Origin of the sequence: Vibrio sp. dhg, assembly GCF_003443775.1 — a bacterium.
GTDB lineage: Bacteria > Pseudomonadota > Gammaproteobacteria > Enterobacterales > Vibrionaceae > Vibrio > Vibrio natriegens.
This window is the reverse complement of record NZ_CP028944.1, coordinates 72,509-94,589: the sequence shown is the minus strand read 5'-3', so window position 1 is coordinate 94,589 and position 22,081 is coordinate 72,509. Positions and strand designations below refer to the sequence as shown.

The following is a 22,081-nucleotide window of genomic DNA, read 5'->3' as shown; positions in this document are numbered from 1 at the left end:
GTAATTCCGAATAAACGGCTCGGACATCATGTAATCCACCAATTGAGAGTTTGAATTTATGACTTTATTACCAATCAAAACTGCGGTTATCGGCTACGGATTTTCAGCCAAAACTTTCCATATTCCATTTGTGAGCGCGTTAGCTGAATTCGACCTCGTTGCCATCAGTACCCGTAATGGCGAGGCGGTAGCCAAAGACTGGCCTACCGCACAGCATTATGCTTCGGCGTCAGATTTACTCTCAAGTTCGGATGCTGAACTGGTCATCATTACCGCACCAAACGATGTGCACTTCGATCTCGCTAAGCAAGCCCTTGAAAACGGCAAACACGTGATCATTGAAAAGCCATTCGTGACCAATGTGTCGGATGGTGAAGAACTTATCGCGCTCGCAAAAGAAAAAGGCCTCATTCTAAGTGTTTATCATAACCGTCGTTGGGATGGTGACTTCTTAACCGTTAAGAAATTAATTGAAGAAAAACGCATTGGTGAGCTCCGACATTTTGAGTCACACTTTGACCGCTTCCGACCTGAAGTGCGTCAACGTTGGCGCGAACAGGCTACTGACGGCGGTGGCATTTTGTTTGATTTAGGCTCGCATTTAATTGATCAGGCACTTGAGCTTTTCGGACTTCCTGATGCCATCAGCGCAGAATGTAAGATGATGCGTGAAGGCTCGACAAATGTTGATTATTTTGATGTTGTCATGCACTACCCTAATCACTTAGCTATTGTCCATGGTGATCTCTTTAGTGCCGGACCAAATAAGCGTTTTACCCTGAAAGGGACTGAAGGTAGCTACGAAAAGCTAGGCTTAGACCCTCAGGAACCACGTCTGATAGAAGGTGTTGAGCCAACCAGCCCTGACTGGGCAGATGAATCTCCTGATAATTATGGCTACTTTTATAATGCCGATAACAGTGAAGCCGTGGTCACCGAGCAAGGTGGCTATCAGCACTACTTCTTACAAATGGCGGACGCAATTCGTAATAAAACGGCTCCACCAGTGAGTGCTGAAGATGCTCTATGGAACATCAAGCTGATTGAACTAGCGATGGAAAGCAGCCGTTTGGGTCAAAAATTACCAATTAAGAATGTGTGAGAACAAGGAAATGAGTAAAGGCATTTTATCAGAGCTACTAGAGCAAGAAGCGGAATTACAGTTAAATCATTTTAATCATGGCACTGCATGGGAACTCGGCTGCGCATTGAAATCGGCAGCGGAGGGACGATCTGCTACCGTTTTTATCGAAGTGTACGCGTTCGAACAAGTGCTGTTTAGTTACGCAATGGAAGGCAGCACCAAAGACAAGCAAGACTGGGCAAAGCGTAAGCGTCAATCTGTTCTGCGCTTTGGTCACAGCTCTCATTATCTTGGTCATTACAATGCATCTAAGCAACGTGACTTTGACAGTCAGCCTCATATCGATGCGAGAGAATACTGTGCCCATGGAGGTGCCTTTCCTATTCGTATCAAAGGAAGTGGACTTGTTGGTGTGCTCACTGTATCAGGATTACCGTCAGAAGAAGACCATAACATGGTGATTGAGGTACTGAGAGCGCATTTAGATCATTCTCAGCCATAAAGATCCTGATGGTTCGATTGGCCAAATAGTCGGTGACATAACGTCGCCGGCTCTTCGCCGTTTCTACTTAAATTGCGGAACATTTTCATTAAACTGTTCAACTTGAAAATCTAACTCCTCCTTCCATTGTCTTGGTAACTCCTTTTCAATTTCACCCAAGAAACGGGCCGTGTCAGTCGTTGGATTAACTTGGTGTGCCGCTTTTGCCCATACATAGCTTTTAGCCAATAGTTTAGAGCTATCATGGGAGCTATTTTGCAACTTCTTCCAATACATCTTTGCAGTCGGTTCATACGCTTTTTCGATGTGACGAGATGAGGCGAGTTCCATCAAATAAAGGGCTTTATTATTGGCGTGGTCATCGCCACCTTTTTGACCGACAACTCTAAGATAGAGAGTTCCAAGTTTATAAGCAGCCTCCCCAGAGCCGTTGTTTATTGCCTGCGTATACCAAAACTCTACCCGCTCTAAATTGAAAACTTCCGAATAGGAGATGTAAATATCACCCAGTGTTACCTGAGCTTTGACTGCACTTCTCTCCGCTGCACGCAGACACCATTCTATTGCTTGTGGCAAATTTTGCTCTTGCCAGCTAGTGCCTAAATATAAACGACCTATATCGCAGGCTGCTTCATAGACACCATTTTCATACGCGAGCTTAAACCAATCGTCAGGCCTTTCATTTGCACTGTCTGAGTCGTTATTCATCGCGCAATAGCCATATTCTTGCTGAGCGACAGGGATTCCTTTTTCAGTAGCATACAAAAATAACTCGCAAGCTTTATCAGGATCTTGCTCTACCTTTCCCCACCCATGCTTATAAAACAAGGCTGAGACAAAATGTGCCTCAGCGGAGTTTTCTTTTACCAGGCGAGTAAAAATTTCAAACGACTCTGTATAGTCTCCATTGGCGAGTGCCTGATACGCTTGTGCCAATTCCTTATCTTGCTTTTCTGCAACGCAAAACGACGGATAAGCCAAGCTTAGGGTAAACAGAGCAAGTCGTATCAGGGTGACGTTTAGCATTTCTTTAATTTCTCGATGGATAAATGCCCTGAAGCGCAATGACCCAGGTTATTGCGATATATGGCATGCGATTTTCGTGAGACTGACTCCCACCAGCACTCGATACTGTTGTCGAAGCCGTCAGGTTATTCTCCGCGACAAAACTAAAAGAAATCGAATCCGGGCTCATCGCGACATCCGGAGTCTCAGTCGCGTATTTTGCTCCGGCAAGCGCATTACCAGCCGGACTTTTTGTGTTTGACTTGCCACTAAATGCGTGAAGATCGATCACACCGTCAATATCTATATCACCAGACATCAACGTCGATGCTGTATGAGAGTGAGATGGCATTTGAGCCTCGGAAAGGATGACTGACTCAGTACCTCCGCGGGAGCCAAGTGGATAGTTAGTTAACCCTGGACCATTTCCCCATCCGATGAGTGCACGACCTCGAGTATCAGGTAAACCAAACGTTGAGCGTCCGTCACCGCCATAGGTTGTACCTAAAATAGAGAACAGCGCTGTATTTTGTGCGATCGACAAAATCTGACCATGGGCTAAGGTGTAACCGCGCGGAGCAAAATTACCGGCGAACGCACACATACTGCCAAGGAGTTGGTTGCCATCGCCGCTGCAAGCTAGCGCATTCGAACCGAACATTAATGATGGTAATACACACGCAGTAACCAGCAGCTTTCTTGTGAACTTTTTCATAATCCGAATCCTTTAATAAAAAGGTGAGGAAGCAAAAATCATTGGAATGATGGATAGCGTCATGAATTCACGAATCGTTATTGATGTTTTTGTTATTTATGAATCCTCACAGTATAGATTAAATTTGGAATTGGCATGCCAACTGGCCCAGTTTTATACACCTATTACGCAGAGAATTGGGCTAGCTCAAAACATTAGTAAAAACTTAATTACTCGGTGGCAAACTTACTGCGATAAACCATACTTTTAGCAGGTTTATTTCCCTAATCAGGAAATCGTTCACTTTTGTGCGGGATGCCAAATTATGGTTAAAACAATTTTTCACCAAACGCTAGCGGACAATGCCAACCTGCAATTAGATCCACGTAACGCAGTGCTCTCTCCTCCTTTACTGAAAGGTTTGAGCGAAGGCGGTTTAAACATAGGCTTCGAGGCATTAGATAGACACCTTACCCAACCGGAACATAATAAACTGGCTATTCGTTGGATCAGTAAAGACAACGAGGTCATTGACTTCAGTTACCGCGACCTAAGTGAGCAAACTAACCGCTTTGCAGATCTATTATCTACACTCGATTTACCGCGTGGTAGCAGAGTATTCAGCCTTGCGGGTCGCAGACCGGAACTCTACATTGCGGCGTTAGGAACCCTCAAAGCCGGTTGTGTGTTTACTCCACTCTTTTCAGCATTTGGCCCCGAGCCTATCCGCTCCAGAATGGAGATTGGCTCGGCGAATGTCGTCATTACTACTCGCAGCTTATACCGGAAAAAACTCAAAGGCTGGTGGCGGGAATTGGATCATATTAAAGCGGTATTGCTGATTGATGGTGGCGCTGATGGGGAACCCGGATGCTACAACTATCACGAGATGATGGCTGATACGAACCCTGAACACCCTTGCGAATCTACACAGCCAGAAGATATGGCGCTACTTCACTTTACCAGCGGCACAACTGGAAAACCTAAGGGTGTCATTCATGTTCATCAGGCCGTACAGCATCATATTAATTCGGCCTTTTACGCGTTAGATCTAAAACCTGATGACATCTATTGGTGTACTGCCGATCCGGGCTGGGTAACGGGCACCACTTACGGCATTATCGCCCCACTCTGTTTGGGCGTAAGCATGATTATTGACGAAGCCGAGTTTGATGCTGAACGTTGGTATCAGATCTTACAGGATCAACGTGTGACCGTTTGGTATACCGCCCCTACTGCAATTCGTATGTTGATGAAAATAGGTGAAGCGCTGCCTAGGCAATTCGATTTGTCTCGTTTACGTTTTATGGCCAGCGTTGGCGAACCACTGAATCCTGAAGCGGTTGAATGGGGTGAAAAAGTTTTTGGTATGCCATTTCATGACAACTGGTGGCAGACGGAAACTGGCGGGATCATGATTGCCAATGTTCCTTCGAGGCCGGTCAAACCGGGGTCAATGGGCAAACCACTTCCCGATATTGAAGCTGGCATTGTGAATCAAAACGATGACGGTTCCCTACGTGAAGAAACCGAGCCAATGCAAGTCGGAGAACTCGCGCTCAAATCCGGCTGGCCTTCTATGTTTCGCGGCTATTTAAATCAAGAAGAAAAATATCAGTCCTGCTTTAAAGGCGATTGGTACCTCAGCGGCGATCTCGCGATGAAAGATGCCGACGGCTATTTCTGGTTCGTCGGGCGTAAAGATGACCTTATTAAATCTTCTGGCCACTTGATTGGACCTTTCGAGGTAGAAAGTGCCCTCATGGAGCACCCAGCAGTCGCCGAGGCTGGTGTGATTGGCGTACCCGATCCTGTTGCAGGTCAAATCGTCAAAGCCTTTGTCGCACTTAAACCAAATGTGACCGCAGATGAAGAACTTCAGCAATCGCTGCTTGGTTTAGCTCGCAAACGCCTTGGCGCCGCAGTCGCACCGAAAGAAATCGTCTTTCGTAACAACCTGCCAAAAACACGCAGTGGCAAGATCATGCGCCGCTTACTTAAAGCACGAGAGCTGGGCTTGCCTGAAGGTGATATTTCGACTTTGGAGAGTGATGAACAATGAACAAAAGACTCCATATCAATCGAGAGCATTTGCTCAAACAGCTAGAGCAGATGCTACGAATTCGTCGATTTGAAGAAAAATGCGCGGAGCTTTATGCACTAGAGAAAATTCGTGGCTTTTTGCACCTGTATATTGGCGAAGAGGCCATCGCTGTCGGTGTCATGTCTGCACTTAATAAAGATGACCAGATCGTCGCAACCTATCGCGAACACGGGCACGCCTTAGCCAGAGGCATGAGCATGGGTAGTGTTTTAGCAGAAATGTATGGTCGAACGAATGGTTGTAGCCGTGGCCGTGGTGGTTCGATGCATCTGTTTGACAAAAATCACAACTTTTACGGAGGCAACGCCATCGTGGGTGGCGGTCTGCCTCTTGCAACTGGCCTCGCGCTTGCGAATAAAAAATTGCAGAGGAATGCGATTGCGGTGTGTTTTTTTGGTGAAGGGGCTGTTGCTGAAGGCGAATTCCATGAAAGCCTTAACCTCGCGGCTCTATGGGATCTTCCGGTTTTGTTTATTTGTGAGAACAATCGTTATGCTATGGGCACGGCTTTAGCGCTCTCAGAGTCAAACACTAATATTTCACAAAAAGCCAGAAGTTATGGCATTGAATCTACTCAAGTTGATGGCATGAATGTGGTTGATGTAGAAGCCGCAGCCTGTGAAGCGGTTGATTACGTCCGCGAGCAGAATAAACCGTATTTTATCGAGTGTCAGACCTACCGATTCCGCGGCCACTCTAGTTTCGATACGCAATTGTATCGGGATAAAAGTGAAGTCGCCCTGTGGGAAGAAAAAGGCCCAGTGAAGCAACTCATCCATTGGCTGCAAAAAAACAGCCACTTTCAGGATCAAGAGCTGTCTGATATTGAAGCGAAAATTGCCGAAGAAATCAGTGAAGCCATCACTTTCTCAGAAAATGGTGAGTTAGAACCCACCGAACAACTTACCCGTTTTGTGCACAGTCCGGGAGGCGAGCCACCACCAGAACCTCTACCTTGTAGCCAAGCGCCTGACAAAATGACCTACCGAGAAGCACTTCGTGCTGGGATCAATGACGTTCTAATTAGTGAACCACGCTCGTTCCTAATGGGTGAGGACGTCGGTCGTTATGGTGGTTGCTACGCCGTCAGCAAAGGATTACTTGAACAATTTGGCCCTGACCGAATCATTGATACCCCACTTTGTGAGTCGGGATTTGTCGGTGTCGGTGTCGGTGCCGCACTGGGTGGCATGTGCCCTATCATAGAAGTCATGACCGTTAACTTTAGCTTGCTCGCCATGGATCAGATCATTAATACCGCCGCGACTTTGCAACATATGTCCGGAGGTCAGTTTAATGTTCCTATCGTCATTCGTATGGCCTGCGGTGCAGGTAAACAGCTTGCTGCACAACACTCACACAGCTGGGAGAATTTCTATGCGCATGTTCCCGGTTTAAAAGTGTTAAGCCCAGCCACCCACAATGATGCTCGTTACATGCTCAATCAGGCAATGGCCGATCCTGATCCGGTAATCATTTTTGAACATGTGATGCTGCTCAATGAAGAAGGTCAAATTACGGAAGCGCCTGATGCGCCAATGGATAAAGCGTTGGTTCGTCGGGATGGTAAAGACGTCACACTCATTACCTATGGCGGCAACCTTGGTAAAACCTTACAAGCCGCCTATCAGCTAGAAACCGAAGGCATCGACGCCGAAGTGATTGATTTGCGTTCTCTCCGCCCTTTGGATACCGACACCATCATTGCCAGTGTTTCGAAGACTCATCGAGCTGTCATTATTGATGAAGGTTGGTATACCGGAAGTCTGGCGGGTGAAGTCAGCGCAATCATTATGGAAAACGCCTTTTGGCAACTCGATGCCCCAGTCGGCCGGGTTTGTACACAAGAAGTGCCAATACCTTACCCTCACCATTTAGAACAGGCTGCCATTCCGCAAGTGGAAAAAATCGTAAGCGCAGCAAAGGCAACCTTTATGTCGCCCGATTGGCAGAATAAATGAGGAGTATCAGCTCATGGAAAACAATACGCGCGATGGCTCCTTAATTGATATCACCATGCCCGCACTTGGTGCCGACATGCGCGATGGTACGCTGATGGAGTGGCAAATAAAGCCGGGCGATCATGTAGAAAAAGGTGACATCATTGCGATAATAGAGACCAGTAAAGGTGCGATAGACATGGAGTCTTACCATACGGGCACCATCACTGAGCTTCTGATAGAGCCGGACATCAAACTGCCGGTTGGTAGTGTTATAGCTCGAATGGCAAGCGACACCCCTGTTTCCAATGATATTGAGCACACACAACCAGTATCAACAACAGCAGAAACATCACAGCTTGTAGCCGAAGCAGAAGCTGAAGAATTGCCGCCTTACATTGCGCCTAAAACAGCCCGAACTTCAGTTAATGAGCCTAAACGAGCAAGTGACACCGTAACTGAATCCGAACTATCAAAACACATTTTAGAGACCTCTCCTTCTGAAAGCCAACAACGGCAATACGCATCGCCAGTCGCAAGAAAAACGGCGCATCTATCAGGCATTGAACTTTCGACGTTAACTGGCAGTGGTCCATATGGTGCCGTTCTCCTACGAGACTTACCTAAAGACGCCGATTCACAAACACCGCCACCTGCTGACAAAACAAAAGCAGTACGACAAGACGTATCACCAATGCGTCAAGCAATTAGTGATGCCATGAGTCGCTCGAAAAAAGAGATTCCCCACTATTATCTCGCGTTGGACATTGAGCTGACTAAAGTACAAACCTGGCTGGCGGAACAGAATCAACAACGTGAACCTGAGCAACGGCTTTTGCTACCCGCCGTTATTCTCAACGCCATCGCCCGTCAGTTGGTAAAATTCCCTGATCTCAATGGATTTTATCAAGACGGTCACTTCACCCCTTCTACTGCGGTCAATATCGGTAATACCATCAGTCTGCGAGAAGGCGGTTTGGTTATTCCGGGCATTCTCAATGCGGACCAGTTATCCGTGGATCAAACCATGGATGCACTACGCGATTTGGCAGAGCGTAGCCGACGCGGGCGACTTCGCAGCTCCGAGATTAGCCAGACCACCATAACGGTAACCAGTATCGGAGAACGTGGAGCCGACAGTATTACTGGTGTGATTTACCCACCTCAGGTGGCGATCATTGGTCTTGGCCGCCAGCGTCAGGCTCCGGTCATAAGAGAGAATCAAATAGAAGTCGGAGAAATCATGACCGTCACACTAGCCGCTGACCATCGTGTAAGTGACGGCGTCACAGGAGCTCGTTTTCTGCAAGCGCTGGCGAAGCAACTTCAACATCCGGAGGCTTTATGAGCAATATCAATATACCAACCACGATTGCCGAAGCGATAAAACACATCGCACCGGAAATTGAAATGGACGAAATCGACCTTGATGAAGATTTGCGCGAAGAGTGCGATCTGGATTCGATGGATTTTCTTAATCTCCTCGCGTCTCTTAAAAAGAGTACCGGCGTTAGTATCCCGGAAGGAGACTACACCCAAGTACGCAGTTACAACCAATTAAAAAGCTATCTGCAAGAAAGGTGTCAGTAGGCGCAGCACTATCGCGCCAATGACGGCAGACAGCCCTTTAAACAGAATAAAGGACGCTGACTATGTCTACACAAAACGCGCAACCGTTGATATATCGCTATCAACAGCTTCATAAAACAGATGTCAGCCTCGTCGGAGGCAAAAATGCCAGTTTAGGTGAAATGCTCAGCCAACTCAGTGAGAGCGGTATTCGGGTACCAGACGGCTTTGCCACCAGCGCGCAGTTCTTCCGCGACTTTCTCGCGCAAAATGAACTGAACGATCCAATTGGCGAATTTCTCAACCGGATGAATCGCGAAGAGATCAGCCTAGCGGAAGCCGGTAGAAACATACGCACCCTAATCAGTCAAGCAAGCTTTACCCCAGAGCAAGAGAACGCGATCTTAGATGCATACCACGCTTTATGTGAACAAATTGGTGTGCCTTCAGCTTCCGTCGCAGTGCGTAGCTCCGCCACCGCAGAAGACCTCCCTGAAGCCAGTTTTGCTGGTCAGCAAGAAAGTTATCTGAATATTCGTGGTGATCAACACGTCCTTGAAGCTTGCAAACAATGTTTCGCTTCCCTTTATACCGACCGCGCCATTGTTTATCGTCAAGAGCAAGGATTCGAGCACCAACAAGTTGCTTTATCAGTTGGTGTTCAACATATGATCGAATCACAGTGCGCAGGGGTTATGTTCAGTTTGGATACTGAAAACGGCTTCCCGGATGTGGTCATGATTAATGGTAGTTGGGGTTTAGGTGAAACCATTGTTAAAGGCTCGGTCACGCCGGATCGCTTTATGGTTTATAAACCTCTGCTTGAGCAATCAGACAAACGCCCTATCATTGAAAAACAGCTCGGTAACAAACTGGAAAAAATGCAGTTCAATGAGTCAGGAAACGTCACTCAGCCAACCATTACCCTGCCAACCAGTAGCGAAGAACGCAGTCAGTTGGTACTAAGTGATGACGAAATATTGCAACTGAGCAAGTGGGCGGTGATCATCGAACGTCATTATGGCTGCCCTATGGACATGGAGTGGGCAAAAGATACCCAAACCCAGCAATTGTATATGGTTCAGGCAAGGCCTGAGACTGTGGAATCCCATAGAGATGCCGCTCTGTTGGTCAACTATAAGCTGGAAAAAACCTCCGCACCAGTGTTGCTTGAAGGCGCCAGTGTCGGTGGTGCCATCGCAATCGGCCAAACCTACACAGTGCTGTCTCCTGATGATATCGACTCATTTCCAGAGGGAGCCATTCTGGTGACTGAGCGCACCGATCCGGACTGGGTGCCGTTAATGCGTAAAGCGGCTGGTATCATCACCGACTCAGGTGGACCAACCAGCCACGCGGCGATTGTCAGCCGCGAGCTTAAAGTTCCTGCGATTGTAGGCACCGAACACGCGACACAGAAACTCCAATCAGGACAACTGGTGACATTGAGTTGTGCCCAAGGTGCGGTTGGTCAGGTTTATGAAGGCAAAGTCAGTTACACCACGCAAGAGATTGATCTCAAAGCATTGCCTTCGACTAAAACGAAAATCATGATCAACGCCGCCATGCCAGATGGTATTTTCCACTGGTGGCAACTACCTACTGCTGGGATTGGTTTAACCCGTATCGAATTTATTATTTCCAGCCATATAGGGCTTCATCCGATGGCACTGTTACACCCAGAGCAAATTACCGATCCTGAGGTCGAAAACCAAATTCGAAAACGGTGTGAAGGGTTTGATACGCTGGCGGATTATTTTGTCGATAACCTCGCCCTTGGCGTCAGTAAAATAGCCGCAAGTCAGTACCCTAAACCGGTCATTGTGCGCATGTCTGATTTCAAATCAAATGAATATCGTGGCTTGCTTGGCGGGGATTTCTTTGAGCTTCATGAAGAGAACCCGATGCTGGGTTTACGCGGAGCTTCTCGCTATTACCATCCTCGTTACAAAGAAGCGTTTCAACTTGAATGTAAGGCGATTTTAAAAGCCAGAGAAGAAATAGGATTCGATAACATCATCGTGATGATCCCATTCTGTCGTACCGTCAGTGAAGCCGACAAAGTGCTGGAAGTAATGGCGGAAGCAGGGCTTAAACGAGGAGAAAACGGGCTGCAAGTCTATGTAATGTGCGAGATACCATCCAATGTCATTCTTGCCGACCGATTTGCAGAGCGATTTGATGGCTTCTCTATCGGTAGTAACGACTTAACTCAACTAGTGTTGGGGATTGACCGCGACTCAGCAGAACTGAAACCGATGTTTGATGCCCGAGATGACGCGGTTAAAAGCCTGATTGAGCAAGTCATTCATGTCGCACACAGCAAAGGATGCAAAGTCGGTATCTGTGGGCAAGCACCTTCTGATCACCCGGAATTTGCTGAGTTTCTTGTATCTTGTGGCATTGATTCAATTTCACTCAACCCAGACTCGTTCGCCAAAGGCTGTACAGTAGTTGCCAAAGCGGAACAGGAAATTTCTCAAGCCAACAAACCGTAACGCAAACTTAAACAGCACTATACGGTTAATAATTCACCCACCTCGGCCCAACGTAATGTTGGGCCATGGGTGCAAACATAATGATTTTTCAGGTAACAATGTCCGCACAACCCCACCGCACAGTGCATTCTTCGCTCGACGGACAGATAAATGTCTTTCGCATCGATACCGTAAGAAACTAAATATTCGCTCACCACACTCATCATCGCTTCAGGCCCGGCAACCAGTACACAATCTGGCTGCTCACCAAATGAATGCAGAACTTTCGGTAAAACGCCGATTGCCGTACCGGGATAATAATCTTGCTCATCCAGCCCAGTGAGATCTTCAACAACGTTGAACATAGGAATGCAGTGCTTCCAACGCTCTCGCTCTGGTTTAAGTAACAAAGTTTTCTTGTTACGCGCAGCATAAACCACTTCCAACTGAATATAACTTTGCTGATCAATAAGTTGTTCAACAACGCTAACCAAAGGCGCGAGACCGCACCCACCACCTATGACTAAAACCTTCTTATCCACCAGTTCACTGACTTGCCACCCATGACCAAAAGGTCCTCTGGCACCCAATATTTCCCCACGTTCTTTGCGGAACAAAGCCGTTGTGACAGTGCCCATTTTGCGTACCAGTGCTCTAAAATTTCCCGTCTCGTCAGGTAGTTGAGTAAAGGTAAACGGTGCTTCACCACTCCCCGGTACGCAAAGCATGAAAAACTGACCACTTTGGGTTTTCATCCATTTTGTGTCCAAATCGAGTAGCCGAAAATGGTAATGGCGCGTGTCTTCGCCATCATCATAAAAATCAATAATTTCGATACTATCCGGCGTTAGGTTAAACATCATCGGCTATCCTTTTCATTAGTGAATGTACGCCAATAACTCCAGGGCATGTCTGCTCACATCGTCCGCAGCCCACACAGCCATAACGTCCAAACTCAGGTACAAAATCAATGCTGAATTTGTGATACCAGAACCGCTCTACCCTTTTCCCAGCTTCCTTAGAGGGATTGTGAAAGCTGGCTTCACGCTGGAATCCCTCATATAAACAGGAGTCCCAAAACCTGACTTGAGAAACATTGTTACCTTGAGAAGCATGAGGGTCTTCAGAACCATTTTTTTCTGTAATTGAACGAGTACCGAAGCACGAGCACGTTGGACAAAGAGTCGTACACCCAGAACACCCTAAACATTGAATGCCCACGTGTTGCCAAAACTCTTCTGTCACTCTGCCTTCACTTATTTTTTCGATACCATCGATAAGATAACGATCGTCGGGGAAAGCCTGCTCACAATGGGCGATATTTTCCCAGCGCTTGCTCCGATGATGAGTCGACGCCACTTTAAGATCGAGTCCTTGTATTGCCTCTTCGCCCAACTTTGACAATACCACCAATAGCCATGATTCCTCGTCTAAAGGATGAATAACTAAATCCGCGGTTTCGTCTCGCACACTCGGACCCGCATTAACGGTAGGACAGAAGCCGTGCTTACATGGGTGAGTACAATCCACACCGACCAACAACGCTTGTTTGCGGCGAGCTTGATAGTATGGGTCTTGCTCAAAGAACTCGTCTTGATAACGAATCGCGACCAAATCACAACTTTGCACACCAAACAAAACAAACGGTTCCACGTTTGGCAGTGTCTCTTTAAACAACTTCCCGTCAAATACGTACAGTGGCTCGTTTTCAGTGAAGAAGAACCCCTTAGCCGAATGGGTCGGTAATTGATTGATCAAAGGTGGTAGGTCTTGTGCTAGCACTTGTTGCCAAAAATAATCTTCTGTCCCATTCTCACTATTCGCAACGACCTGATACAGAGTACGACTCTGTAGTAAATGCATTCGGAGTTCATCTAAAGAATCTAACAGGTAAGTCTTTGTCATTTTCCTTCTCCCGGTTTTTCCCAAGGAGCGAGCGGCTTATGCCCAACAGGCAATAGCTCCACCTCAACAGCACAGGCTTTTAATTCTGGCATTTTAGTGACCGGATCTTGCGCAGTATTGGTCAGCTGATTCGATGGTGCCTCTTTAAAATGGTAAGGCATGCTCACCACTCCAGGCGCAACATCATCGGTGATCACCGCTCGTGTTTCGATATAGCCGCGTCTTGATCGAACGCTGACCGGGCTATACAAAGAAATCCCGAGGAGATCAGCATCTTTAGGGTTAATGAACAAAATTCCAGGAGGGATTTCTCGTTCCAACAACGGTGATTTGCGCGTCATGGAGCCACAGCCATAGTGAAAATGCAGCCGATTGGTGGTTAATAGCAGTGGAAAGTCAGAGTCGGTGGATTCATCAATCGGTATGTATTTAACCGGTGTCAAACGAGCCCGTCCGATGGGAAACTCTTTTTCATGAAGCACCGCGGTACCTTCGGGCGCATCGTCGTTGCAAGGCCACTGTAGACCGTAGTTCTTATCCAGTTTGGCGTAGTTCATCCCTTGGTAAGCAGGGGTAATCGCTGCCATCTCATCGAACAGTTCTTCACTGTTACTCCAATTTAATGCGTCACTCCCCATTTTCTTTGCCAGTGCTTGCAACCACTGCCAATCCGCCATGGCTTCGCCAATAGGTGTCATCGCGGGGTTAATATGCTGTACACGACGTTCACAATTGGTAAAGGTGCCCGACTTCTCAGCAAACGAAGCAGCAGGAAGAACATAGTCAGCCAGTTTTGCTGTTTCAGTCATGGTCAATTCTGCAACCACCAGCAAGTCCAAAGATTTGTAAGCTTGTCGAACGTGGTTTTGGTCCGGATCGGTTACCACGGGGTCTTCACCAAAAAGAATTTGAGCCCGAAAATGCCCAGCTAACGCCGCTTTGGTCATGCCTAATGATGTTAAACCCGGTGTCGATGCCACATCGCAATCCCAGTAATCAGAAAAGCGCAGCTGAACAATACTGTCTTCCACGGACTGATATCCCGGATAAACGTTAGGTAAACAGCCCATATCACAAGCGCCCTGCACATTATTTTGTCCGCGTAACGGATTAATGCCCGTACCCGGTTTGCCAATATGTCCGCAAATCAGAGCCAAATCCGCCAACGCAATCACACTGGAAGTACCACTAACAAACTGAGTGATACCCATCCCATACAGAATCATCGCCCGCTCGGATTGACTATAATATTGGGCGGCCTGCCGAATCAGATTAGCCTCGACGCCAGTAACACTCTCCACGGATTCAGGCGTTATTCCTTCAACGTGTTTCTCTAAAGATTCAAATCCCTCACAACGGCCAGCGATGAATTCCTCTTCATGCCAATGATTACTCAAAATAACGTGAATCATGGCATTAATGAGCGCAATATTACTGCCCGGTGTAAGCTGCAAGTGCAAATCCGCCAACTTAGCCAAACGCGTCACTCGGGGATCAATAACGATTAACTTGGCTCCGGCCAGTTTGGCGCGCATCACCTGCCCTCCGAGAACGCTGTGGTTTTCCGTAGGGTCTGCACCGATCACCACGATCACTTCTGCCTCGAATATATCTTTGATGCTGTTGGTCATAGCGCCTGAGCCAAGAACTTGCTGTAAGCCTGCTACAGTCGGGCTATGACAAATACGGGCGCAATGATCGATGTTATTGGTACCTAGTACCGTACGAGCAAATTTCTGAGCCGCGTAGTTATCTTCATTGGTCGCTCGAGCACTACTGATCACGCCAGTCGCGTCAGAACCAAACTCATCGATAATACTAAGAAGAGATGAACTGATTTCCTCTAGCGCCTCGTCCCAACTGATGGGGGTAAATTTATCCTTAATGCGCTTTAATGGCTGAGTTATTCTGTTTTCAGGTGAAATGGCATAGAGACTACTCCATCCTTTTTCACACAGCTTCCCCCCGCTGATAGGATGGCTTTCTAACGGGCTAATACCAGAAACTTTTCCATGTTCGTTACACGAAAGCAGCATCCCACACCCTACACCGCAAAATGGGCACACGGTTTGCGTCGGTTTGGGGCAAACAGCAATATGATTGAGAAGTGGAATTGATGGCATGGAATGGCCCACACCAGATACCGGAGCCTTAGAAGCTTTTGATGAGTTTTTCGGCTGAGAGCTCATAGCCTTAACCTTGCTACGTGAACTTAGATAAATTATAGCAGTCCACAGTTATCCGTTGCGTTCTGACACCAAAAGTAGCGCGCGAGGCGTTACTTCAATAGCGTTCTCTTTATGCACAAGTTGATTGAGATAAAGTGAATCAAAATCACTGAGCTAAGTCATGATACTCCCCCTGTTTTCTCATCTCATCATCTAGCCGATATTCTATAATTATAAAACGAAGAGCATATTCTTAAGTGCCACTAGTAAGAGGCAGGTTCATGGATAAAATTAGCGACCTTTGGCACAATAAATCCATCGAAGATACCTTTGCTACGCTCTCTAGCCAAGCAGGCGGTCTGGCGCCTCAAGAGGCATCTCAACGCCTAGCTAAGTTTGGAGCTAACAAGCTTCCGACTTCTCATGGTCGATCGATTTTCCAACGCTTACTCGGCCAGTTTAACAATGTCCTGATTCATGTGTTGTTAGTGGTTATGGTCGTCACCGCTGCGCTCGGTCACTGGGTGGATGCAGCAGTAATCGCAGGCGTAGTGATCATTAATGCCATTATTGGGTTCCTGCAGGAAGGCAAAGCAGAAAATGCGCTCAATGCTATTCAATCCATGCTTGCTCCAACCGCTTTAGTGCTGCGAAACGGCCATCAAGCGACTATCAATGCCGAAGATCTCGTTGTTGGTGACGTTGTGATCCTCCAATCAGGTGACCGAGTTCCCGCCGATCTTCGTTTGGTTCGCACTAAAGGCTTACAAGTGGCTGAAGCGATACTCACTGGTGAGTCAATGACAATAGAGAAAACCACTCACCCAGTCAGTCCCGAAAGTGAATTAGCAGACCGTTATTGCATGGCTTATTCAGGAACGATGATTACTCACGGACAAGGTTCAGGTGTCGTTGTGGCAACTGGCATAGACACCGAACTGGGAAAAATCAGTTCTCTGGTTTCTCGAGTAAAACCCACCACCACCCCACTCCTTAAGCAAATTGCTCAGTTCAGTCGCCTTTTAACCGCTGGGATTTTAATTGTGGCGCTTGCTACCTTCATTTATGGCTTACTGATTCAAGGTTACCCGATCACAGATATGTTTCTTGCGGCTGTCAGCCTAGCGGTTGCGGCGATTCCGGAAGGGTTACCCGCAATTATGACCATCACGCTTGCTATTGGCGTAGAAAGAATGGCCAAACGCAATGCCATTATTCGCCGTTTGCCTGCCGTAGAAACGCTAGGGGCGGTTTCAGTTATCTGCACCGATAAGACTGGAACCCTTACGCGAAATGAAATGACCGTACAAAAAGTCATTACTACAAACAACGAGTTCGGAATCGGCGGCACAGGGTTCGACCCTCATGGTGAAGTGACTATTGATAACACATCGATTTACCCTGAGCAGCATCCTTTTCTTATTCAGGCGATGAGAGCTGCGGTGTTGTGTAATGATGCCAACATTCAACTGCATGATGGAAAGTGGCAGATACAAGGTGACCCGATGGAGGGAGCACTGCTTATCGCCGGAATGAAAGCGGGCATAGATATTGAGACAGAGACGAAAAACTTTCCAAGAACTGATCTTATCCCTTTCGAGTCGGAACACCGCTTTATGGCAACACTTCATCATAATCATGATGGACAAGCGTTTATTTTCATAAAAGGTGCACCAGAACGAGTTATTGAAATCTGCAATCAACAACATATCGATACAGATACGAACAATTCGACCACTGAAATTGACCGTAATTACTGGCACGCGCAGATTGAAATGATGGCTAAACAAGGGATGCGGGTTTTGGCGATTGCATATCGGCCAACTCATTATACTCAGCTTGAACTCACCTTTGATGACGTCAAAGATGAGCTCATCATGCTTGGGCTTTTTGGCCTTATAGATCCGCCCAGACAAGAAGCCATCAACGCAATTAGTGTGTGTAAGAATGCTGGAATACGCGTAAAGATGATGACTGGCGATCATGCGCTTACGGCACAAGCAATCGCGAGCCAGATTGGACTTATCAATTCACATAACACGCTGACTGGCCAGCAAATCGATGCGCTGACAGACGATGAGCTTTTTGCCGTTGCCAAAGACATTGATGTTTATGCTCGCGTTAGCCCAGAACATAAAATGCGGCTGGTCGACACGCTACAAAAACATCAACAGATAGTTGCGATGACTGGAGATGGCGTGAATGATGCCCCAGCACTCAAACGGTCTGACATAGGGACAGCCATGGGTATTACAGGCACAGACTCCGCCAAAGAAGCCGCCGAAATGGTGCTCACCGATGACAATTTCGCGTCGATTACAGCCGCGGTAGAAGAAGGACGCGCTGTCTACGATAACTTGAAAAAGGCGATTCTATTTATTCTGCCAACCAACGGAGGAGAAGCGTTGATTATACTGGCAGCGGTAGTTTGGGGGTTCAAAGACTTGCCCCTCACACCCATTCAAATTCTTTGGGTCAACATGATCACGGCCGTTACACTTGCCTTAGCCTTGGCTTTTGAACCCAAAGAACCAAATCTAATGCAACGTAAACCTCGCTCAGCAAAATCACCGCTATTAACTTCACACCTGATCTGGCGAGTGGTATTTGTTTCCCTGATATTAATGCTTGGCACTCTCAGCATGTTTGTTTGGGAAATGGAACAGCAAGAAAACATTAGTAGAGCGCGTACCGTTGCAGTAAACACATTGGTTATGTTTGAAATATTTTATTTGTTCAATACTCGATTTATTCTCGACACCGCTTTTTGTCGACAAGGGTTAATAGGCAATGTCTACGTATTAATAGCGATCGCGGTGCTGATCGTCTTTCAAGCTTGCTTCACCTATCTACCTTTCATGCAGGTACTGTTTGGAACAACAGCTCTAGAGTTTGATGTATGGCTGCGAATAGTGATCGTCGCCTCTTCAGTGCTATTTCTAGTCGAATTAGAAAAGTATTGCCTAAGTAAAATAAAAAGCAGTCTGCTATCTATGTAATCACAAAGGTAAACTCTCCCGTTAAGCGATTGTCGATTTTTATTGGCTCAAACTGCAAATAGTCGCGCGCTTTACCGCCCCACCACTCGTTACCAGTATTGCCTTTCAGATAGAGTTGCGTGGTTAACAGTTCTTTATCTCCTCGCCACAGTTTTACATGTATATGAGGAGGACGCGAACCGTATGCAACGGGATATAAGGTTTGGAAGAGGTAACGCCCGTTTTTGTCCGTAATAGCGGCACCAAAGCCAGCAAAGTGAGGATCAAACCTTTCGTTGCTCGATTGATTGGGATGGTCATAAATGCCCTGACCGTCACACTGCCAGATCTCAACCTTAATACCAAAAACTGGATTACCAGACGTATCCACGACCTTACCCTGTAATACAATGGGCTTACCCACTAATCCATCAGGCTGCAAAATCAAGTTTTCACGAAGCGGTATTCGCTTAACCGGATAAAACGGCCCCTCTGTTTGCGCTGGTGTAGGTTTCATTGGACTCGTCGCTTTGAGCGATGGAGCAAACAGTAGTGTCCATAAAGCTAGAAAATGCCTTCGTTCCATGATGCCACCCTAATTTTTGACTACTTTAATTGTGGTGTACACAGAGCAATTTTCCACTTAAGTGTAAACGTCCTAGCGGTATGCTCCTCAGTAGTTAGTCAAACAACAAAGTAGATGGAGATTACAAACTTCACTTTTAGGGGCTAGGCTGTTATCGGACAGAAACGCGTAGAATATCTCACCTTTAATCACAATTACTCTAACCAGAAAGCTAACTATTTGAAGTTATATATCTCAAATTGGATGGTTTCTGAGTTTATTTATAACGCTATCAGCTACTACGCTTACATTGAAGATCATCCGGACAGCTAATTACCACTGGAAAAGATTAACCTAGTTTGGAGCACTTACGATGAAACCAATTTTAGTTACTCTGCTACTCTCGCTGGCAGCGTTGATTGGCGTTACACCAATCACGATAGCAGCGCCTCCTTCCGGAGGATATATTGTCGTTTTTCATGACCATATCGATAACCCAGCGGCTACAGCCAACGAAATATCACGTCAGGTTGGCGGCAATATTGGCTTTATCTACCAGCACGCCCTGAAAGGCTTTTCTATCACAGTACCGCCCCAAGCGATTGCGGCTATAGAAAGAAACCCTAAGGTCAAATATGTCGCCACAGATGATCTACGCTATATTTCAGCTCAGATCCCTCCAACAGGTATCCAAAGAATTTTCGCTGATACGAATACTAGCATTGATATTGATAGTAACGATGATTATCGAGTAGATGTGGATGTTGCTGTACTTGATACCGGCATCGATTTTGAGCACCCGGATCTGAATGTCGTTGGAGGCGTTAATTGTGCAACTGGAGGGCCATTTAACACAACCTGTGGTAGTGGTGGTGATGATGACCACTATCATGGTACTCATGTAGCCGGAACCATAGCGGCTCTGGATAACGATATTGGTGTGGTTGGGGTTGCCCCCGGTGCCCGTCTGTGGTCAGTGAAGGTGCTAAATTCCAGAGGCAGCGGTTATGCCTCATGGATCGTTGCTGGGATCGATTGGATAGCAGCTAACGGAAATATTGAAGTGGCCAATATGAGTCTGGGCGGTCCTGGTTTCAACCAGGCTGAATACGATGCCATTCAAGGAGCCGTTGACGCTGGTGTCGCTTTTGTTGTTGCGGCAGGTAATGATGGCGATGATGCTAATAATTATAGCCCCGCAGCATTCGATAACGTATTAACCGTAAGTGCCCTGGCAGACTTTGATGGTGCGCCTGGAGGTTTTGGCTCTCAGACCTGTCGCCCAGATCAAGATGACACTCTGGCTGATTTCAGTAACTGGGGTAGTGCTGTTGATATTGCAGCTCCGGGCGTCTGTATTCGATCTACCTATCCACTGGAGCAGGGAGAGTACGGCACAATTAGTGGTACATCCATGGCTTCTCCGCATGTGGCCGGTGCCCTGGCGCTACTGGCGAGTAATAGTCCACCTTCAAATGCAGCAGATGTGTCTATATTATATGGTGTCGTTGTAGGTGCGGGTAATTTTGATTGGACCGATGATTCGGATGACGCGACTCAAGAACCGTTACTGGATGTTAGTAACTTGTTCCCTAATCTAGTTCAAGTTGATCAAGGCTCTAATCAAGCACCTACGGCAGAATTCACCCATTCGATTGATAGTGATGATGTTAGTGGGCTAACCGTTAACTTTACTGACGTCTCTGATGATAGCGATGGTTATATTGAAAGTTGGTTGTGGAACTTTGGTGATGGTAATTCGTCGACTATTCAGAATCCAAGTTACTCCTATCAAGACTATGGTACCTACACTGTTACGTTAACGGTAACTGATGACGGTGGAGTAACAGGTACTTATTCACAAAACATTCCGGTTGACGATCCTAACGCAGGTGGTGGATCAGGCTATGGTATTGATCTCACCGTTATCCCTCGCAAAGTCAGAGGAACCATGTACGCTGATCTTGTATGGACTGCAACAGATGACGGCAAAGAAATAGATATATACCGGGATGGTAGCCCACTCATCGAAAATGTGGTTGATAACGGGGAATATACTGACGCCAATCTTGGTAAAGGTGGGGGCACATTCACGTATCACGTATGTAACGCTGGCAGCATTGGAAATAGTGACTGTTCTGATACAGTGACAGTTGAGTTTTAGCCACACAGTTTTAATGACTGACGTCCCTTTCAGCATATAGTGCGCTGAAAGGGATTGTTCCTTTCATCACTACGTAAACATTAAGTTATAAATCAGAACTTAGAACTACTTCTAGCGGTCGTCTTGCGAGGTCAATTCAAAGGCGATTACTTTTCGCGCTTCAACCTTACACAAACCGATTCACCTCAATTAGAGAACGCGCCTTTTGCACCTAATAGAGTTAAAGGACAAGTTCGTGCTCAGATCACTGGTATGCTGCTTGACGCGATTAAGCAAGGTTCAATCGAAGCTGTTATCTGTCGTGCGCCTGAATTTTATGGTCCGGGTAAGACGCAAAGCATCACGAACTCGACCATTATCGATGCTCTTGTTGCAGGTAAAGTGAAGAGACAAAAACTTATGTATGGGGAGAAGCAATAAATGCAGAGGGAATGAAGAAAACCGTCCGTATCCTTACAACGAATGGTTACGACCTGGCCGTTACAGGCTCTCTCGCCATTGCTGAACACCTATTAATATCTCATTCAGTAGCAGGAGTATACACGCCGTCAAAGTTGATGGGCGCTGACTTCGTTACTCAATTACCAGGGTGCTCAACTTTTCAATTCGAAAAGTGAGTGTCAATTACATTCATCGGAAGCATCCTAATGGCACCTACAATAAAGCGCAGTAATACCACTTTTCCGATTTTGAGTCATGACCCCAAAATAATATAAATTCTGTTACCTGGGACAAAGAAAGTTGTTACAAATATATAAATTAATTTATTTCTTTTTGTGACCGAAATGTTATCTTTTTTATTCAGTTACTTTTGAGTTTTATACTCAAAAATCTAGAGTAAGAGGGATTATGAATAACGATACTCTGAAGATACCATTCACCATGGCGATTCTGCCGGCCATTCTCATGGATCTCTCTCATGGTCG

The 22,081-nt window shown here is 46.6% G+C and carries 16 protein-coding genes; 10 read left to right on the top strand and 6 right to left on the bottom strand.

What is annotated here, in order from left to right:
* Nucleotides 1–58: 58 nt before the first annotated feature.
* Nucleotides 59–1,102 carry an oxidoreductase gene (locus tag DBX26_RS16110; protein WP_118119955.1) on the top strand — a complete coding sequence of 348 codons (1,044 nt, stop codon included), beginning with the start codon at nucleotides 59–61 and terminating at the stop codon, nucleotides 1,100–1,102.
* Nucleotides 1,103–1,112: 10 nt separating this feature from the next.
* Nucleotides 1,113–1,586: a heme-degrading domain-containing protein gene (locus DBX26_RS16105; protein ID WP_118121213.1), complete on the top strand. Its 474-nt coding sequence runs from the start codon at nucleotides 1,113–1,115 to the stop codon at nucleotides 1,584–1,586.
* Between the two features lie 63 nt (nucleotides 1,587–1,649).
* On the opposite strand, the gene DBX26_RS16100 is transcribed toward DBX26_RS16105, so the two are convergent.
* The gene (locus DBX26_RS16100) at nucleotides 1,650–2,612 is read right to left on the bottom strand and encodes a tetratricopeptide repeat protein (protein ID WP_118119953.1); all 963 of its coding nucleotides are present in this window, start codon (nucleotides 2,610–2,612) and stop codon (nucleotides 1,650–1,652) included.
* Nucleotides 2,613–2,616: 4 nt separating this feature from the next.
* Entirely contained in the window at nucleotides 2,617–3,306 is a 690-nt protein-coding gene (locus tag DBX26_RS16095) for a phage tail protein (protein WP_020334973.1), read from the bottom strand.
* 304 nt (nucleotides 3,307–3,610) lie between these two features.
* Here DBX26_RS16095 and acsA point away from each other — a divergent pair, with 304 nt between their 5' ends.
* The 5 genes from acsA (at nucleotide 3,611) to ppsA (ending at nucleotide 11,396) form a co-directional block, all read left to right on the top strand.
* Nucleotides 3,611–5,347, top strand: a complete 1,737-nt coding sequence (gene acsA, locus DBX26_RS16090; protein ID WP_118119951.1) for an acetate--CoA ligase — start codon at nucleotides 3,611–3,613, stop codon at nucleotides 5,345–5,347.
* Nucleotides 5,344–7,350 (top strand): pyruvate dehydrogenase (acetyl-transferring) E1 component subunit alpha, encoded by a 2,007-nt coding sequence (gene pdhA / locus DBX26_RS16085; RefSeq protein WP_118119949.1) that lies wholly within the window; start codon nucleotides 5,344–5,346, stop codon nucleotides 7,348–7,350. The genes acsA and pdhA overlap by 4 nt, the downstream gene beginning before the upstream one ends.
* A gap of 13 nt (nucleotides 7,351–7,363) precedes the next feature.
* On the top strand, nucleotides 7,364–8,677 hold the full coding sequence (locus tag DBX26_RS16080) for a dihydrolipoamide acetyltransferase family protein (protein ID WP_118119947.1): 1,314 nt from the start codon (nucleotides 7,364–7,366) through the stop codon (nucleotides 8,675–8,677).
* Nucleotides 8,674–8,919, top strand: a complete 246-nt coding sequence (locus DBX26_RS16075) for an acyl carrier protein (protein WP_118119945.1) — start codon at nucleotides 8,674–8,676, stop codon at nucleotides 8,917–8,919. The genes DBX26_RS16080 and DBX26_RS16075 overlap by 4 nt, the downstream gene beginning before the upstream one ends.
* A gap of 62 nt (nucleotides 8,920–8,981) precedes the next feature.
* Nucleotides 8,982–11,396: a phosphoenolpyruvate synthase gene (ppsA, locus tag DBX26_RS16070; protein WP_118119943.1), complete on the top strand. Its 2,415-nt coding sequence runs from the start codon at nucleotides 8,982–8,984 to the stop codon at nucleotides 11,394–11,396.
* A 17-nt stretch (nucleotides 11,397–11,413) separates the two neighbouring features.
* On the opposite strand, the gene DBX26_RS16065 is transcribed toward ppsA, so the two are convergent.
* Genes DBX26_RS16065 through fdhF form a run of 3 tightly spaced genes read right to left on the bottom strand, consistent with a single transcriptional unit; the run spans nucleotide 11,414 to nucleotide 15,469 of the window.
* Entirely contained in the window at nucleotides 11,414–12,238 is an 825-nt protein-coding gene (locus DBX26_RS16065; RefSeq protein WP_118119941.1) for an FAD-binding oxidoreductase, read from the bottom strand.
* Nucleotides 12,228–13,280 carry a 4Fe-4S dicluster domain-containing protein gene (locus DBX26_RS16060; RefSeq protein WP_118119939.1) on the bottom strand — a complete coding sequence of 351 codons (1,053 nt, stop codon included), beginning with the start codon at nucleotides 13,278–13,280 and terminating at the stop codon, nucleotides 12,228–12,230. Before DBX26_RS16060 ends, DBX26_RS16065 begins: the two co-directional genes overlap by 11 nt.
* Nucleotides 13,277–15,469, bottom strand: a complete 2,193-nt coding sequence (gene fdhF, locus DBX26_RS16055; protein ID WP_118119937.1) for a formate dehydrogenase subunit alpha — start codon at nucleotides 15,467–15,469, stop codon at nucleotides 13,277–13,279. The genes DBX26_RS16060 and fdhF overlap by 4 nt, the downstream gene beginning before the upstream one ends.
* Nucleotides 15,470–15,729: 260 nt before the next feature.
* Between fdhF and DBX26_RS16050 the strand changes: the two genes are divergently transcribed.
* Nucleotides 15,730–18,447 (top strand): cation-transporting P-type ATPase, encoded by a 2,718-nt coding sequence (locus DBX26_RS16050; protein WP_118119936.1) that lies wholly within the window; start codon nucleotides 15,730–15,732, stop codon nucleotides 18,445–18,447.
* On the opposite strand, the gene DBX26_RS16045 is transcribed toward DBX26_RS16050, so the two are convergent.
* The gene (locus DBX26_RS16045) at nucleotides 18,440–19,012 is read right to left on the bottom strand and encodes a protocatechuate 3,4-dioxygenase (protein ID WP_118119934.1); all 573 of its coding nucleotides are present in this window, start codon (nucleotides 19,010–19,012) and stop codon (nucleotides 18,440–18,442) included. The genes DBX26_RS16050 and DBX26_RS16045 overlap by 8 nt on opposite strands.
* Before the next feature lie 352 nt (nucleotides 19,013–19,364).
* Here DBX26_RS16045 and DBX26_RS16040 point away from each other — a divergent pair, with 352 nt between their 5' ends.
* Nucleotides 19,365–21,155, top strand: a complete 1,791-nt coding sequence (locus DBX26_RS16040; RefSeq protein WP_118119932.1) for a S8 family serine peptidase — start codon at nucleotides 19,365–19,367, stop codon at nucleotides 21,153–21,155.
* Nucleotides 21,156–21,278: 123 nt separating this feature from the next.
* Nucleotides 21,279–21,575 (top strand): hypothetical protein, encoded by a 297-nt coding sequence (locus DBX26_RS16035; RefSeq protein ID WP_254063596.1) that lies wholly within the window; start codon nucleotides 21,279–21,281, stop codon nucleotides 21,573–21,575.
* Nucleotides 21,576–22,081 lie beyond the last annotated feature (506 nt).

Bases quoted from the DNA above. Each gene is read 5' to 3' on its own strand.
- DBX26_RS16110 (WP_118119955.1), top strand. From the start codon at position 59: ATGACTTTATTACCAATCAAAACTGCGGTTATCGGCTACGGATTTTCA.
- DBX26_RS16105 (WP_118121213.1), top strand. From the start codon at position 1,113: ATGAGTAAAGGCATTTTATCAGAGCTACTAGAGCAAGAAGCGGAATTA.
- DBX26_RS16100 (WP_118119953.1), bottom strand. From the start codon at position 2,612: ATGCTAAACGTCACCCTGATACGACTTGCTCTGTTTACCCTAAGCTTG.
- DBX26_RS16095 (WP_020334973.1), bottom strand. From the start codon at position 3,306: ATGAAAAAGTTCACAAGAAAGCTGCTGGTTACTGCGTGTGTATTACCA.
- acsA (WP_118119951.1), top strand. From the start codon at position 3,611: ATGGTTAAAACAATTTTTCACCAAACGCTAGCGGACAATGCCAACCTG.
- pdhA (WP_118119949.1), top strand. From the start codon at position 5,344: ATGAACAAAAGACTCCATATCAATCGAGAGCATTTGCTCAAACAGCTA.
- DBX26_RS16080 (WP_118119947.1), top strand. From the start codon at position 7,364: ATGGAAAACAATACGCGCGATGGCTCCTTAATTGATATCACCATGCCC.
- DBX26_RS16075 (WP_118119945.1), top strand. From the start codon at position 8,674: ATGAGCAATATCAATATACCAACCACGATTGCCGAAGCGATAAAACAC.
- ppsA (WP_118119943.1), top strand. From the start codon at position 8,982: ATGTCTACACAAAACGCGCAACCGTTGATATATCGCTATCAACAGCTT.
- DBX26_RS16065 (WP_118119941.1), bottom strand. From the start codon at position 12,238: ATGATGTTTAACCTAACGCCGGATAGTATCGAAATTATTGATTTTTAT.
- DBX26_RS16060 (WP_118119939.1), bottom strand. From the start codon at position 13,280: ATGACAAAGACTTACCTGTTAGATTCTTTAGATGAACTCCGAATGCAT.
- fdhF (WP_118119937.1), bottom strand. From the start codon at position 15,469: ATGAGCTCTCAGCCGAAAAACTCATCAAAAGCTTCTAAGGCTCCGGTA.
- DBX26_RS16050 (WP_118119936.1), top strand. From the start codon at position 15,730: ATGGATAAAATTAGCGACCTTTGGCACAATAAATCCATCGAAGATACC.
- DBX26_RS16045 (WP_118119934.1), bottom strand. From the start codon at position 19,012: ATGGAACGAAGGCATTTTCTAGCTTTATGGACACTACTGTTTGCTCCA.
- DBX26_RS16040 (WP_118119932.1), top strand. From the start codon at position 19,365: ATGAAACCAATTTTAGTTACTCTGCTACTCTCGCTGGCAGCGTTGATT.